The organism is Mucilaginibacter sp. OK098 (assembly GCF_900142915.1).
In the GTDB taxonomy this organism is placed as follows: Bacteria; Bacteroidota; Bacteroidia; order Sphingobacteriales; family Sphingobacteriaceae; genus Mucilaginibacter.
The window spans coordinates 360,146-373,509 of the sequence record NZ_FRCM01000004.1 but is presented as its reverse complement, the minus strand read 5'-3'; the positions used below and the strand labels follow the sequence as shown (position 1 = coordinate 373,509).

Below are 13,364 nucleotides of genomic sequence, written 5' to 3'. Positions count from 1 at the left end.
ATTATTTAAACACTAAACTAATAGCACAGGAAAATGTTTCTTATATCTTGAAAGCGTGTAACAAATAATTGCACACTATCCCTGGACATAAAAATAGGGGTGACCTATTTAAAAGCGGAAATATGGTTGTTTTTTATGCTCAGGACAAATGATTTACCTACGCTTATTTTTATGCTCCTGTTTACAAGCATAGCTTTTATGGCTTCATCATTTTTTAATGCCTCATACAGATCACGCGCAACAGCTGATCCGCTGATGTTATTGGTTACTTTGCCGTTCTCCAAAGCAATATTGAAGGTGTAGCCCGATTTTCCACGGTCGCCTGCCGATTCAAAATCAGTAATGTTTAATTTAAACTGCTGTTCTTCGTTAAGGCTTCTTTTTAAATGCAAACGAATAACCGGGATATACCTTTTCCAGGTAGTTAAGTATTTTCTTTCTTCCATGTAAGTGGGTAAAGGTATCAAATTTATATGCGAATTTGTAGAACAGCGCAGATTAATCGTACCCTTACTTATTTTGAAGTAAATTAAAACAAGCATATGGCACAATTTGTATAGTAAATTGGCACGTCTGCACCCGCTGTGGGCAGTTTAAGACCCTTAAATTTGTTTGTATTCAATGAAAACACGATGGCAAACAAAAACTTAAGAACCTGCGAAAAAGGCCATGAATATTACAAAAGCAGCGATTGCCCCACATGCCCCGTTTGTGAGCAGGAACGCAAACCGGCCGATGGTTTCCTTTCATTACTGGGAGCACCAGCAAGGCGGGCTTTGGAGAACAAAGGAATAAAAACTGTAAAACAGCTTTCAGAATTTACCAAAGCTGATATTTTAAAGCTGCATGGGATGGGGCCGGCTTCCATGCCCAAATTGCAGGCTGCATTAGCTGCCGAAGGATTATCATTTAAGAACAAAGGGAAATAAAACCCCCATCAAACCAATTAAATTATGTTTAAAAACACAAAAGCATTCAGTGGTTTCTCAGTAAACGACATGCAAAAAGCAAAAGAGTTTTATAACGGGATACTCGGGATTGAGGTTTCTGAAAACGATATGGGAATAATGACACTTAAAATAGCAGGGGGGACAAATATAGTAGTTTACCCTAAACCCAATCATGAACCTGCAACCTTCACTATCTTAAATTTTGCCATAGCTGATATTGATAAAGCCGTGGATGAGCTTATAAAAGCAGGTGTGAAATTTGAGCAATATGATTTTGGAGAAATAAAAACCGATGAAAAAGGAATTATGCGCGGTAACGGCTACGGCCCGGATATTGCCTGGTTTAAAGATCCGGCAGGGAATATTTTATCAGTGCTGAAGGAAAGTTGATTAGGTGAAGACCACTGGCTCTTTAGGATTTCTCCAATGCAATTAAGTTAAGGGCACCATAAACATATAGCCCCTCTAAATCTCCTCCGCTGATTAGCGGAGAGACTTTAGCTTCGCCCGCGTTTATTTTTTCAAGTCCTCCCAACCGGGCTACCGTGTACCCACATCTTTTTATAAAACCCCAGAGGGGTTCAATATTGGTAGAGAAATGTCAAAAAATATTTTTTGTGCCGTAGGTACAACACTTATTCCGCCTTTTGGTTGGTTAAAGAAAATCCGTGGTAAAATAGTCCAATAGGTTTCGCACCTACGGAGCGAAAATTTATTATTTTCTATTTTTCTACCAATATTTTGCTCCTAGCGGAGCAGCCTTTCTTGATAATTAATTGAAATAAAAGATGTGGGTACACGGTAGCCAACCGGGGAGGATTTAGGTGGGGCTATTGGACGTTGCTGTGTGGTTAGTTATAGCCAACGTTCTCTTAACTTAATAGAATTCAGGAGACCCTGCGAGGACGAAAGAGCGAAAACCTTAAATCAATAAATAAAAGGAATTATTCTTTTAACCTTTTGCATGTAGCTAAGGTATTGATCGCCAAACTCGCCGGTCAGTGCCTTTTCTTCCACAAGCATGCGATAGTTAAGTACAATAGATATGGGTATGACGATAATTATAAAGGAAAGCCAGTTATTTAATAAAACGGCTAAACCTGCTATTATGAGCATTAGGCCTAAATAGCTTGGGTGCCTTACTAATTTATACATGCCATTTGTTTTCAAAACATGTGAGTTAGAGATGGCAACATCAACCGTGAACATGCTGCCTAATTGAATTATAGTTATCCACCTGGTAATAAAGCCAGCTATTACTATAATAATACCTGCAGGCAGGGTTATGGTTGAATTTATTGCTCCCAATGCCTGCCTTTTGGTAATCAGGGGGCCAATTATTATACATGCTGTTATAATTATCCATAAAAATGGTAATGACCTACCATCATTTGAGGCTTTGACCCCCGACTTTTTTGATCTTTTTAAAATAAGCAGTAATAGCTCTGATACGCCGAAAATTATCCCCAAGTAATTGAAATAAAGCATAATATAATAATAAGCTAATATTGTGAGATTGCCAAATTAGTTGAGCCGACTAAATTGTTCTTTTCTGAATTTAGTTGCATTAAAATTATTATAAAGGTATATAAGCTTGATCAGTGGAAACAATATACAACACCATAGGTATTACCTTTTTATTGTTACGGAAAAGCCGCCATTCCTGATACATAGCAAATGATTTTAAAAACTTGCCGGTAATAGCTCAAGATCTTCAGTAAACAGGGCTTTATCGCCTTTGATCATAAAAGCTTTAGTTATATGAAGCTGCAGGTGCTCTTTTCCGGGTGCGTTTAGTTTGATGTGCTTTTTAAAATGGATCAGCACCCTGTCTCCTTTTTCAATCATCGATATGTTTTGTTGCGTACCTGAAACCTTTTCTAAGCTAACCGTTTTAACATCTCCCGGTAATGACTTGCCTGAAGCAGTAATATTAAAAGCATCCGGAATTATTTTTACCAGGAAATCCGAATGATTTACAATAAATAGCTCTGCATGTAGTGTATCCTGCTGATAGTAGTTTTTCAAACGAAAATTAAAACCGGAAACAGCAATTTCCTGATCGCTTAAAAATGCAAATGGGGGGTGCGGTATTTGCTTTAAGGTTTCAAGATACTTTTTTTGTCTTTCGTTAAAGCCATTAGTGGTGTTAAAGGAGTAACCAATTACAGGTGTTATATATTTTTTAAGGTAAGCCAGGTACTCATTTTTTTCCGCGGTGGCCTTTAGGGATAAAATTGATGTACTATCGCTGCCTGTTGCTTTATAAGTTATGGAAAAATTATAGGCTGGCTTAAAACTCCCATGCTTCCCGGTAATTTGGTAAAGCTTATAATTATTATAGGGGTTGAATTTTAACGTTAAGGAGGTGTCATTTCCCCGCTTTAATAAAAAAGGCGTGAATGCTGATGTGGGTAATGAATGTGAACCATCAATTGTATTTATGGCAATTTCCTGTATTTCCAGATCTTTTGATTCTGTATTTGAAAATTTGAGTTGTGCGTTTAACTCTCCCTGTTTTATAACTCCTGTAAGGGCAGCTCCTAAATTTAATGCGCCAGTGTTTATAATATCGGCATTATAGGCTAATTCATTTGCATTACTTAGTGGCTTTTTATTATTGTTTGTGCAGCTATAAAATAAAGTGGCAGTAAAAATGATTAACAGGGATAGCTTCATATTGTGGATTTGTGCTGTATTGGTTTAAAAAGGGTTTTATTAAAAGAATACTCCGTGTCTCTCTGTGTCTTCTTTGCGCCCTTCGCGGTTTAAAATTAACCACAGAGGACGCAAAGAAGGCACAGAGATCACAAAGACCGAGTTTTATTTTAAGACTTTAAGTTTAATATTTTTGACATAACCTCGGAAATTAATATTATCAATAACCTGTAACTGACCAGATTGAATAAGCATGCGGAGGCGCCTGGATCAACACGCGACCGTCAGCAGCTACTGTTTGGATCCAGCTTGATGCCCCGGTATATTCTTTGATCTGTTGATTTGCCCAATTGGATGTTACCCATTGTTGCTGCCAGTAATCGGTTCCGTTAAAGTATACAATTACACCTGGTGCAGCGCCGTAGCCATTTCTCCTGTCGATGTATTGATCGGTAGCGGAATATAAATTGGTAGTTGTGCCACCTGCTAATGTTCTGTGGATCCAGATCAAATTGTTCATCCTGCTTTTAGTAAGCCAGGTTTCATAGTCATTGTAAAACACGCAGGGATAGCCTTCATGGGTCATAATATAGGCATAGGCCGAGTATTTATCGCCAATAATATCCGTATCATGATTAGATACAAAGGTTACGGATTTTGCGCCGTTCCTTTTCAACAGCATATCATCATTAAGATGGGTAAGGTCATGGCTGTCAAACGCTGAATGCATGGCATAAAAACAAGCGAAATCAAAGGCAGAAGAAGTACCCCCGGTAGCATTTACCCAGTTTTGTAAATTTGCCGCATTGCCATCCCAGTCTTCGCCTACGGCAAAACCACCAACGCTGTTTACATAGTTTTGAACAACCCATGCGCCATAGCCCAACACGTAATCAAAACGCCACCCATCATAATGCATGGTGTTTTTATAATAGCGGGACATACTGTAGCTGGCGTTATAAACCCAGTTAGAAACGTTAGCCTGTGCATGGCACAGATCGGGAAAGCCTCCGAATGAGCCTTCGTCTGATGCATGAATATTATTTGGATGGAAATCGCTATAGCTTCTGAGGAATTTACCCGAAAGCGGGGTAAATGAAGTATATGTATTTGTACCGGTGTAAGGATTTGCCTCCAGTGCGCCGCCACTGCAATGGTTCAATACCATATCTGCATATACCTGTATATTGTGGGTATGCGCGTTTGCTATTAATGTATTAAGATCGGTTAAATTACCAAACCTGGTAGTTACAGACCCCATTTGATTATAGGTGCCAAAATCAAAGTAATCAAAAGGATCATACCCCATGCTTGATCCGCCGCTTTGCCCTTTTGTTGCAGGAGGAAGCCATATGGCAGAGATGCCTGCTGCATCCCATGCTGCTATTTTGCCGTTCACTGTGCTCCACCAGGATGTACCTGTAGGTGTATTCCAATAAAATGCCTGCATTAATACGCCACCGCCGGGGCCAGAGGCTGCAAACGAAGAAGTGTTATTGATCTTAAGGTTTACCGCGGGTGCGGTTGCTTTCACATCAGTTTTTTTACATTGTGAAAAGGTTAGCAATACCATGAACAGGAGTGCCTGACTTAGCCTGTAGAATTGTTTTTTCATAATTTTGGTTTTAAATAATATTTACAATTGGTTTTATTGTCTTTCTCATTATTTCGGGAACGTTCCCGGAATGCGATGCAAAAGCATTGGTCGTAATTACTTATTTTAATAAACCTGTTTTAAATAAACTAAGCAGGATTTATAAAAACATGACAAAAGCATGCAAATAAGTAAGTTTTATTATTTAAGTGGCGGTTAAGCCAAATCAATTTTTAATTTAAACAGAACAGGGTATAAGTGTTGTAATTGGTTTAGCAATTGGCGTAAGCTATGAACGGAAACTAAGTTACAGGAATGATTAATAATTGCAAATTAATTTTTAGTAAATGTTTTTAATATTTATCAACTATGCTTTTGATAAACTTTTTCTTTTAAGGAAATTTTTAATTTATAAGAATTGCACGTTAATTAAGTTTGAATTTTACCGGGCATTTTAATCTAAACGATCTTTATTCTTAAATGGACACGTACCTAATACACTAACTTGTTTTTACTTACAGTTAATTTACTTTACGGTAACGTTCCCGGAAATCTGACTGGAATTTGCCCGGAATAAAATTTAAGGGAGAAGTGATATGCTGATTTTCTGCGTGATTTTGAATTTTTGATCAGAATTGTTTAGATGAATCTATAAGCTCAACCACTAAATGTTATATGGTTTATCAAAGGGTATTGGCCAATTTTATAATTTCACTTACGCGCCTTGCGTCCGTTACATCATTGCTGTATTCATCGCCAACGGTATCACCCATAATAATATGCTCATTTTTATACTTCATTTTGCTCTGCACATGTACCCTTGCAGATGAATGTACTTCAGTAGCCCCTGTAAAACGTACCAGGTCGGCAACGTTTGATTCGCTTACCCCGCTACCGGGCATTATCGAGATCCGGCTTGCCGCTTTGCTTATTAGCCGGGCAATATTATATGCACCTTCCATTGCGGTACTTTTACCACCCGAGGTTAAAATACGTTCACACCCCAGCTCTATAATATCTTCCATACTCTGATAAAGGTCGGCGCACATATCAAAGGCACGATGAAAAGTTACGCCTAAGCCCCATTGTTTTGCAAGTGTTATCATTTCTCCGCAGCGGGCTTTATCAATAGTGCCATCATCATTAAGCATCCCAATTACAACGCCATCACAACCGGCCTCAATACAATACCTTATATCGGCCATCATTATGTTAAACTCAAGGTCGCTGTATAAAAAATCGCCGCCACGGGGTCTTATCAAAACATATAACTTAATGTGGAGCAGCTTGCGGGCCATTAATATTTCCCCGTAGCTGGGGGTAGTTCCGCCTTCAAACAAATTTTCACAAAGCTCCACACGTGAAGCCCCGCCATTTTGCGCCGCCAATGCCGAGGTCACCGAATTTGCGCAAACTTCGAGTGAAACAGGGTAGCCTAAAATTGACGGTTCATTGCTATTCATAGTTCGTTGTTAATAGTTCATAGGCAGGCGGGCTATAAACTTTTAATTATTAGACGGTTAGATATTTTATAATGATTTTTTAACGGATATTGGTGCAAATAGTTTTAGTTATGGTTAATAATCGGTCGCTCTTTGGATAAGAACTATAAACCTTTGCCATAAACCATTTCACAACTCAATAAAAACTTTTACCCGGTACCAGCAGATCCTGTTTTTCAGCATTACAAACCGCAAATGAAAAACCTTTTTGAATGGCATATGCGCCATATTCTCCTTTTTTATTAATAGCCAGGAAACCAACCTGGATGTTCTTAGCAGTATCCGGTTTCTTTTTTATAATGCGCTTTACAGCCTCTTTACAGGCATCTTCCGGCGAATATCCCTGGCGCATCAGCTCAACAACCAAAAAGCTGCCCACGTTACGGATCACTTCTTCGCCAACACCGGTTGATGTTGCACCACCCACTTCGTTATCAACGTACAGGCCTGCACCAATTATCGGGCTGTCGCCAACACGTCCGCGCAATTTAAATGCCATACCGCTGGTAGTGCAGGCGCCGGATATATTGCCTTTGGCATCAATGGCCAGCATGCCAATAGTATCATGGTTATATTTATTGCCGGGAGCGTGCTGCTTGTTCTCAATATTCATTACCGGCGAGTACTTGGCTGTTTTAAGCCATTCCTTCCACGCCTTTTCTGATTCGGGAGTAAGTAGTTTTTCTCTTTTAAAACCTTGTTCAATCGCAAATTGGGTAGCGCCTTCGCCAACCAGCATTACATGAGGTGTTTTTTCCATTACTAACCGGGCAACAGATATTGGGTGTGCAATATCCTCAATAGCCGCTACAGAACCGCAATTACCAAATTCGTCCATTATGCAGGCATCAAGAGAAACGTGTCCGTCGCGATCAGGATAACCGGCCCTTCCAACAGTATGATTATTCATATCTGCCTCCGGGATCCTCACCCCGGCTTCAACAGCATCCAAAGCGCGGCCGCCTTTTTCAAGCGTTTTCCAGGCTTCTTTATTGGCTACTATTCCGAAATCCCAGGTAGAAATAACAACGGGAACACCAGAGTATGGAGCTGAAATAGCTGCCCTAGCAATTTTAGAAGTTGACAAAGCCGCCAGCGAAGCGCCGGCAGCCGATATTTTTATAAACTTACGGCGGTTATACATAGCCGCTAATATAGAAATTAGGTTTAATAACTCTAAATGTATCTTTATTGATACAAATGGGTTTTATAGGCTAAATCCAGAGCTTGTTTAAATTTGGAGGTTCTATGGCGACTAGGTGGATGCCCTTCTTTTATCGCTTGCTTAACGGAGGCGTAGCCCAATGGCATTAAGTTAAGCTTTTTTACCCTCCTTACGCGCAGCGAAGGGAGGGTGGTCCAGCGAAGCGTCGACCGGGTGGGTAAATATGCGGGCGATATTAACGCAAATGCATTGGCGCTAATGCATGGCGGTGTCAACTCACCCCGACATCGCTTCTCAGTCACCCCTCTCTGCTGCGCAAAGAGGGGAAAGGAAATAGGCTCTTAGTTATAAGAGTTTTTAAACCTTTTTACTTCTGGCTCTTGGTTTTTATAAACAAGCCAATAATTAATGAAATAATAAGCCCGGTAACAAACTGTCCCACTATTGCCATCATTACCTGCGCACCCGTGGTAAACTGCTTGCTTACCATCACGGAATCCTGGTTTATTTGCTGCTGCGACTCTCCATTGGCAGCCATGGCTTTTTGGGCATCCTTCACCATAAATTCCGCATAGCCGGGATTTATCAGTTGGCAATAAAGAAAGCTAAAGATGGCAACTATAACCGCAATTGTTATAGCAACCAATAAGCCGGTTTTAACTGCCTGCCCGTAAGTAAGCATGCCGGTAAGTTTTTTTGTGTTTTGCATAGCCATGTAAATGCCAATTGCCTGGATGGGTATTGATAAAAGCCCGCCGATTCCCCTTATGTTCTCAGCCTGCATTCCCCAGCCATTTTTTTCATTTAGCCAAACCACCAGGGAGAAAAAGCCAAATAGAAAAACGGAACTTATTAAGCCCGTTACTAACCCGAATTTTAATGTTGATTTCATATTGTTATTGTTTAGATTGATCAGGGCAAAACTGGAGGAAGTTTACCTCATAAACAAAATTTTTAAGGTGGAAAAAGGGTGGATTTTGTTGCTGAATGAACCTAATCAACTCAATCCAACTTAATCAACTCCTTCTTACAATAAACAATAGCTTCCCTGCGGTTTTGTAAACCAAGCTTCGTATAAATATTATTGATATGGGTTTTAATGGTGCTTACTTCCACAAAATTTATTGAGGCAATTTCCTTATTGCTTTTTCCTTCGGCAATCATTTGTAATATGGCCGACTCTTTGGAGGTTAAGGTTAACAGCAGGTTTTCTGCAGGATCTTTTTTTTGATCAGTGCGCTTATATTTTGAAATGAAAAATCCTGCTATTAAAAACAGAACTGCCACTGCGGTTATGTAGTAATCAAATTTAAAGTATTTATAAACCAGCAGGATGTTTGAAACCTGGAAAAGAATAATTGCCAGGGCAGCTGCAATGCCAATTTTAATGCTGATTTTAAGTGTTGGATAGGTCATTAACTGATTTAAAACTTAGCCGCGCTATTCAAAATCCTGCTGACAATTATGGCAATGCCAGTTTTTTTGACTGTGAAAAGGATTTGCTAAATTCATGATGGTATTTAAAAGTCCGTCATCTTTACCTTCGGTAATATTGCTCACATTTGTTGAAGCGCAAAAAGGGCAAACTACGTAGGTATTGTTTTCATCGTCAATTTCAAAATGATCGTTTTCATGCAGATCGCCTTCGGTTGCTAAAATTTCACGGCACCGCTCAACGTCTTTTTCAAATACTTTAAGCTTTACGCCGCCCATAGCCTGGTTATATATGGGGTTGCCCATAACTATATTTTCATCGGCAATAAAACAGGGGATGCCATTAGCTTCAAGCCTGCTGCGGATAATGTGCGCAAGCATGGGATCGTAATAGGATTCAAACGTTATTATTTTATCGTCGTCGATGCTCATTTTATGCAAAATAATAAATTTTGCATAAAGATACCGGGTTTTTCTTTAATTTGGATGGCATGAATCGCATCGACAGAGTTTCGGCCATATTAATTCAACTACAATCGCGCAGGGTGGTTAAAGCCAGCGATATAGCCGAACGGTTTGGTATAAGCTTACGTACTGTTTACCGTGATGTAAAAACGCTTGAGGAAGCCGGGATCCCGATAATAGGTGAGGCTGGGGTAGGATATTCTATTGTTGATGGTTACCGCCTGCCGCCTGTAATGTTTACAAAAGAAGAAGCCACCGCCTTTTTAACTGCCGAAAAATTTGTTGAAAAACTTACTGATGCCTCAACTACTGAGCACCATAAATCGGCCATGTATAAGATCAGGGCGATATTAAAAACAGCTGAGAAAAATTTACTGGAAGATATTGACAGCAGTATTGAAGTGCTCAGGAGCCGCGGTCAGCTGAAGGTTGATAATAAAGATCATATTCAGACCTTACTCAACAGCATCGCCCAAAAAAGTGTATTGCATATGAATTACTTTGCAATCCATAGCCAGGAACATACAATAAGGGATGTTGAACCCATCGGTATTTTTTATAAAGCCGGCTACTGGCACCTGATAGCCTATTGCCAGTTACGGAATGCTTACCGGGATTTCCGGGTAGACAGGATTAACCGGATTGAATGCAGCGGCAGGGCTTTCACCAGCAAACACCCAACTCTAAAAGCTTACATTGCCCAAACCGCCAAAGAGCAGGAACTGGATATGGTAATAATACGGGTTGATAAAGCGATTTACAGGCACCTGGAATATCAGAAATATTATAGCGGTTTTGTTTCTGAAAAAACTGTAGGCGGCCAAATAGAAATGACCTTCCTCACCACATCAATAGAAGGCTTTGCCCGATGGTTCATGATGTTTGGCGACCAGGCCGAAATTATAAGCCCCGACAGTTTAAAAGAACAGGTAGGGAACATTGCCGCAGCAATTGCTCAAAAAAATCTTCAATTAACAAATTCCTACTGACATAGGGCTGTCATTCGCCATTGTTTTATTTGTGCAAGCAAACTAAAACAATGGAAATTAAAACAATCATTTTTTGGGTATTGATAATAGCTTATGCAATACCCGGCTTTATCTTCGGCTTTAAAAAACTAAGCGGACAAAAAGTTTCTATTGAGCATTTTAAACGCTGGGGCTACCCCTTATGGTTTATGCATTTTCTGGGTTTTATTGAAATAGCCTGTGGTCTCCTGCTATTATTTAATGCTACAAGGATGTATGGTATTGTAATATACGCTATACTAATAATAGGAGCCATTTATACCCACCTTAAAAATAACGATCCTCGAAAGTATGTGATGACCCCGGTTTATGTGGGGCTGCATTTATTAGCTATATTTTTATTTACCTTTTGGATTTAAAATAGATCAGCATGAAAAAAATCGATTTTAAAAAAGAGCTTCAGGATCTTTATAAAGTTTCTGCGAGTAAGATTGAAGTGGTAACTGCTCCCCAATTAAACTACCTGATGATAGATGGGTGTGGTGATCCTAATAGTTCACAACTATTTCAAAATGCGGTGGAAGCTTTATTCAGCCTTTCATATACTATTAAATTTATGCTTAAAAAAGGCATTCAACAAATTGATTACGGTGTAATGCCACTTGAAGGCCTATGGTTTAGTGATAACATTAACAATTTTTCAATGGAAAATAAAGCTGCATGGAAATGGACCTTAATGATTATGCAGCCTAAATTTGTTACCGCCTCAATTGTAAGCATGGCAGTAGAACAAGCAAGCAAAAAGAAAGATATGCCAATGCTGAACGATATAAGCTTTGGAACAATGGATGAAGGTTTATGCGCCCAGGTACTTCACTCGGGTCCTTATAATAACGAACCAGCAACTATTGCCCGCTTGCATGCTTTTATAAAAGATAATGACTATAGCTTTAATGGAAACCACAGGGAAATATATTTGAATGACATGCGCAGGACGGCCCCTGAAAAATTGAGAACCATTATCAGGCAACCTATAATTAAATTGTAACTAAATAATATTTAACTGTAAACTGTTATGCGATACTGGATAGTAGTAGTTTCAAAAGATCATATTGCCCGTGGTGTTGCCGGTGGCTTTATGCAGGCCAATCACGGCAAAGAAGGACCTTTAAAACGGATGGCTGTAAACGATTGGGTGATGTTTTATTCGCCCAAACAAACATTTGCCGGCAATGAGCCTTTACAGGCATTTACCGCAATCGGTCAGGTGGCTGATGAGCAGATCTATCAGCATAAAATGGCTGATAATTTTATCCCATACCGCCGGAATATAAAATACGAGGAAAGCAAGGAAACTCCCATAGCTCCATTGATAGCGGATCTTGATTTTATTAAAAATAAAAGCTCATGGGGCTATCAGTTTCGCTTTGGTTTCTTCGAGATCCCGGAAGGCGATTTCAAACTAATCAGAAGTAAAATGGTTGATTAAGTTGATTGGGTGAGTGGTTGATTGAGTTAAAACAATCGCCGCCCTTAAAGAAACTTAATCAACCCAATCAACATAATCTAACTTAATCAACTTAAAAAATGAGTACACTAACATTAAAAACAACCATCAACTTTAAGGCGCCGATTGCCGAGGTTTGGAAAGGGCTAACCGATGCCGCTATGGTAAAAGAATATTTTTTCGGTACCGATTTAAAGTCCGATTGGAAGGTTGGAAGCCCCATTACTTTCAGCGGTGAATGGGAGGGACATAAATACGAAGACGGTGGAATTATTCTTGACATTGATGCGCCGAACTTATTAAAGTACACTTATTGGAGCAGCATGTCGGGCACCGAAAATAAGCCTGAAAATTATAATAATATCACTTATGAATTAGGTGAAACCGATGGCAAAACCACTTTGGTAATAACACAGGATGGTGTTAAAAACCAGGAAGCAATGGATCATTCTGAGCAAAACTGGAAATCTGTTTTTGACGGATTGAAGAAAATTATAGAGAAATAGTTGATTATGTAATTATTTAATTGATCTTTATAAACAATTCATTAAAAATATTTTATGAATCGATATAACTTATAGTAATGATAACCAAAACAGAAATATCCAACCAAAATCAATTTTATCTAACCGGGATTTCGGTAAGAACAACCAACCAAAACGGACAATCGCAAATTGATATTGGCGGCCTTTGGACAAGGTTCACGACCGAAAACCTGATTCAACATATTAAGGATAAAACATCTGACGATATGTATTGTGTTTATACCGAATATGAAACAGACCATACAGGTCCCTATACCGCTGTTCTTGGTTGTAAGGTTAGTTCATTGGATGATATTCCAGACGGCTTTACCGGGATAACCATACCTGCTGATAAATACCAGGTTTATTATTTGGAAGGCCAGTTCCCTGCAAATATCGGTGAGGCGTGGCAACAGATCTGGGCAAGCGATATTGATAGGAAATATACAGCTGATTATGATTTTTATAAAGCAGATCCAAAAAGCTTTGAAGAAACAGAAGCGAGGATTTATTTGGCAGTTAAATAATCATCATGTCATTGCGAGCGCAGCGCGGCAACCGTGAACTTTACAGAGCGGCTAGAACGGTGTAGAACTT

Annotated in this window: 17 protein-coding genes; 8 read left to right on the top strand and 9 right to left on the bottom strand. The window is 39.3% G+C overall.

Annotated elements, in window-relative coordinates; translation table 11 throughout:
- Window positions 1–104: 104 nt before the first annotated feature.
- The gene (locus BUE31_RS15155; RefSeq protein ID WP_073404969.1) at window positions 105–446 is read right to left on the bottom strand and encodes a hypothetical protein; all 342 of its coding nucleotides are present in this window, start codon (window positions 444–446) and stop codon (window positions 105–107) included.
- Window positions 447–632: 186 nt separating this feature from the next.
- Between BUE31_RS15155 and BUE31_RS15150 the strand changes: the two genes are divergently transcribed.
- Together BUE31_RS15150 and BUE31_RS15145 are read left to right on the top strand one after the other, a co-directional pair.
- The gene (locus BUE31_RS15150; protein ID WP_073404646.1) at window positions 633–929 is read left to right on the top strand and encodes an RNA polymerase alpha subunit C-terminal domain-containing protein; all 297 of its coding nucleotides are present in this window, start codon (window positions 633–635) and stop codon (window positions 927–929) included.
- Window positions 930–953: 24 nt separating this feature from the next.
- Window positions 954–1,340, top strand: coding sequence for a VOC family protein (locus BUE31_RS15145; protein WP_073404645.1), 387 nt, complete (start codon window positions 954–956; stop codon window positions 1,338–1,340).
- Between the two features lie 537 nt (window positions 1,341–1,877).
- Here BUE31_RS15145 and BUE31_RS15140 read toward each other — a convergent pair.
- From BUE31_RS15140 to BUE31_RS15105, 8 genes are all read right to left on the bottom strand, one after another.
- Complete coding sequence (locus tag BUE31_RS15140) at window positions 1,878–2,420, bottom strand: methyltransferase family protein (RefSeq protein ID WP_234997837.1); 543 nt, start codon at window positions 2,418–2,420, stop codon at window positions 1,878–1,880.
- Between the two features lie 213 nt (window positions 2,421–2,633).
- Window positions 2,634–3,629 carry a hypothetical protein gene (locus BUE31_RS15135; RefSeq protein ID WP_073404643.1) on the bottom strand — a complete coding sequence of 332 codons (996 nt, stop codon included), beginning with the start codon at window positions 3,627–3,629 and terminating at the stop codon, window positions 2,634–2,636.
- 199 nt (window positions 3,630–3,828) lie between these two features.
- Complete coding sequence (locus tag BUE31_RS15130; protein WP_073404642.1) at window positions 3,829–5,223, bottom strand: alpha-amylase; 1,395 nt, start codon at window positions 5,221–5,223, stop codon at window positions 3,829–3,831.
- A gap of 662 nt (window positions 5,224–5,885) precedes the next feature.
- A complete protein-coding gene (locus BUE31_RS15125; RefSeq protein ID WP_073404641.1) occupies window positions 5,886–6,665 on the bottom strand; it encodes a copper homeostasis protein CutC in 780 nt (259 codons plus the stop codon).
- Window positions 6,666–6,840: 175 nt separating this feature from the next.
- The gene (locus tag BUE31_RS15120) at window positions 6,841–7,848 is read right to left on the bottom strand and encodes a N(4)-(beta-N-acetylglucosaminyl)-L-asparaginase (RefSeq protein ID WP_073404640.1); all 1,008 of its coding nucleotides are present in this window, start codon (window positions 7,846–7,848) and stop codon (window positions 6,841–6,843) included.
- 388 nt (window positions 7,849–8,236) lie between these two features.
- Entirely contained in the window at window positions 8,237–8,761 is a 525-nt protein-coding gene (locus BUE31_RS15115) for a DUF4199 domain-containing protein (RefSeq protein WP_073404639.1), read from the bottom strand.
- Window positions 8,762–8,871: 110 nt separating this feature from the next.
- Complete coding sequence (locus BUE31_RS15110) at window positions 8,872–9,285, bottom strand: response regulator transcription factor (RefSeq protein WP_073404638.1); 414 nt, start codon at window positions 9,283–9,285, stop codon at window positions 8,872–8,874.
- A gap of 24 nt (window positions 9,286–9,309) precedes the next feature.
- Window positions 9,310–9,735 carry a putative signal transducing protein gene (locus tag BUE31_RS15105; RefSeq protein WP_073404637.1) on the bottom strand — a complete coding sequence of 142 codons (426 nt, stop codon included), beginning with the start codon at window positions 9,733–9,735 and terminating at the stop codon, window positions 9,310–9,312.
- A gap of 59 nt (window positions 9,736–9,794) precedes the next feature.
- Between BUE31_RS15105 and BUE31_RS15100 the strand changes: the two genes are divergently transcribed.
- From BUE31_RS15100 to BUE31_RS15075, 6 genes are all read left to right on the top strand, one after another.
- Window positions 9,795–10,757 (top strand): helix-turn-helix transcriptional regulator, encoded by a 963-nt coding sequence (locus BUE31_RS15100; protein ID WP_073404636.1) that lies wholly within the window; start codon window positions 9,795–9,797, stop codon window positions 10,755–10,757.
- Between the two features lie 50 nt (window positions 10,758–10,807).
- A complete protein-coding gene (locus BUE31_RS15095; RefSeq protein WP_073404635.1) occupies window positions 10,808–11,155 on the top strand; it encodes a DoxX family protein in 348 nt (115 codons plus the stop codon).
- An 11-nt stretch (window positions 11,156–11,166) separates the two neighbouring features.
- Window positions 11,167–11,784, top strand: a complete 618-nt coding sequence (locus BUE31_RS15090) for a GyrI-like domain-containing protein (protein ID WP_073404634.1) — start codon at window positions 11,167–11,169, stop codon at window positions 11,782–11,784.
- Window positions 11,785–11,811: 27 nt separating this feature from the next.
- Complete coding sequence (locus tag BUE31_RS15085; protein ID WP_073404633.1) at window positions 11,812–12,225, top strand: EVE domain-containing protein; 414 nt, start codon at window positions 11,812–11,814, stop codon at window positions 12,223–12,225.
- A gap of 98 nt (window positions 12,226–12,323) precedes the next feature.
- Window positions 12,324–12,749 carry an SRPBCC family protein gene (locus BUE31_RS15080; RefSeq protein WP_073404632.1) on the top strand — a complete coding sequence of 142 codons (426 nt, stop codon included), beginning with the start codon at window positions 12,324–12,326 and terminating at the stop codon, window positions 12,747–12,749.
- 77 nt (window positions 12,750–12,826) lie between these two features.
- On the top strand, window positions 12,827–13,294 hold the full coding sequence (locus tag BUE31_RS15075; protein ID WP_073404631.1) for a GyrI-like domain-containing protein: 468 nt from the start codon (window positions 12,827–12,829) through the stop codon (window positions 13,292–13,294).
- Window positions 13,295–13,364 lie beyond the last annotated feature (70 nt).

Bases quoted from the DNA above. Each gene is read 5' to 3' on its own strand.
- BUE31_RS15155 (WP_073404969.1), bottom strand. From the start codon at position 446: ATGGAAGAAAGAAAATACTTAACTACCTGGAAAAGGTATATCCCGGTT.
- BUE31_RS15150 (WP_073404646.1), top strand. From the start codon at position 633: ATGGCAAACAAAAACTTAAGAACCTGCGAAAAAGGCCATGAATATTAC.
- BUE31_RS15145 (WP_073404645.1), top strand. From the start codon at position 954: ATGTTTAAAAACACAAAAGCATTCAGTGGTTTCTCAGTAAACGACATG.
- BUE31_RS15135 (WP_073404643.1), bottom strand. From the start codon at position 3,629: ATGAAGCTATCCCTGTTAATCATTTTTACTGCCACTTTATTTTATAGC.
- BUE31_RS15130 (WP_073404642.1), bottom strand. From the start codon at position 5,223: ATGAAAAAACAATTCTACAGGCTAAGTCAGGCACTCCTGTTCATGGTA.
- BUE31_RS15125 (WP_073404641.1), bottom strand. From the start codon at position 6,665: ATGAATAGCAATGAACCGTCAATTTTAGGCTACCCTGTTTCACTCGAA.
- BUE31_RS15120 (WP_073404640.1), bottom strand. From the start codon at position 7,848: ATGTATAACCGCCGTAAGTTTATAAAAATATCGGCTGCCGGCGCTTCG.
- BUE31_RS15115 (WP_073404639.1), bottom strand. From the start codon at position 8,761: ATGAAATCAACATTAAAATTCGGGTTAGTAACGGGCTTAATAAGTTCC.
- BUE31_RS15110 (WP_073404638.1), bottom strand. From the start codon at position 9,285: ATGACCTATCCAACACTTAAAATCAGCATTAAAATTGGCATTGCAGCT.
- BUE31_RS15105 (WP_073404637.1), bottom strand. From the start codon at position 9,735: ATGAGCATCGACGACGATAAAATAATAACGTTTGAATCCTATTACGAT.
- BUE31_RS15100 (WP_073404636.1), top strand. From the start codon at position 9,795: ATGAATCGCATCGACAGAGTTTCGGCCATATTAATTCAACTACAATCG.
- BUE31_RS15095 (WP_073404635.1), top strand. From the start codon at position 10,808: ATGGAAATTAAAACAATCATTTTTTGGGTATTGATAATAGCTTATGCA.
- BUE31_RS15090 (WP_073404634.1), top strand. From the start codon at position 11,167: ATGAAAAAAATCGATTTTAAAAAAGAGCTTCAGGATCTTTATAAAGTT.
- BUE31_RS15085 (WP_073404633.1), top strand. From the start codon at position 11,812: ATGCGATACTGGATAGTAGTAGTTTCAAAAGATCATATTGCCCGTGGT.
- BUE31_RS15080 (WP_073404632.1), top strand. From the start codon at position 12,324: ATGAGTACACTAACATTAAAAACAACCATCAACTTTAAGGCGCCGATT.
- BUE31_RS15075 (WP_073404631.1), top strand. From the start codon at position 12,827: ATGATAACCAAAACAGAAATATCCAACCAAAATCAATTTTATCTAACC.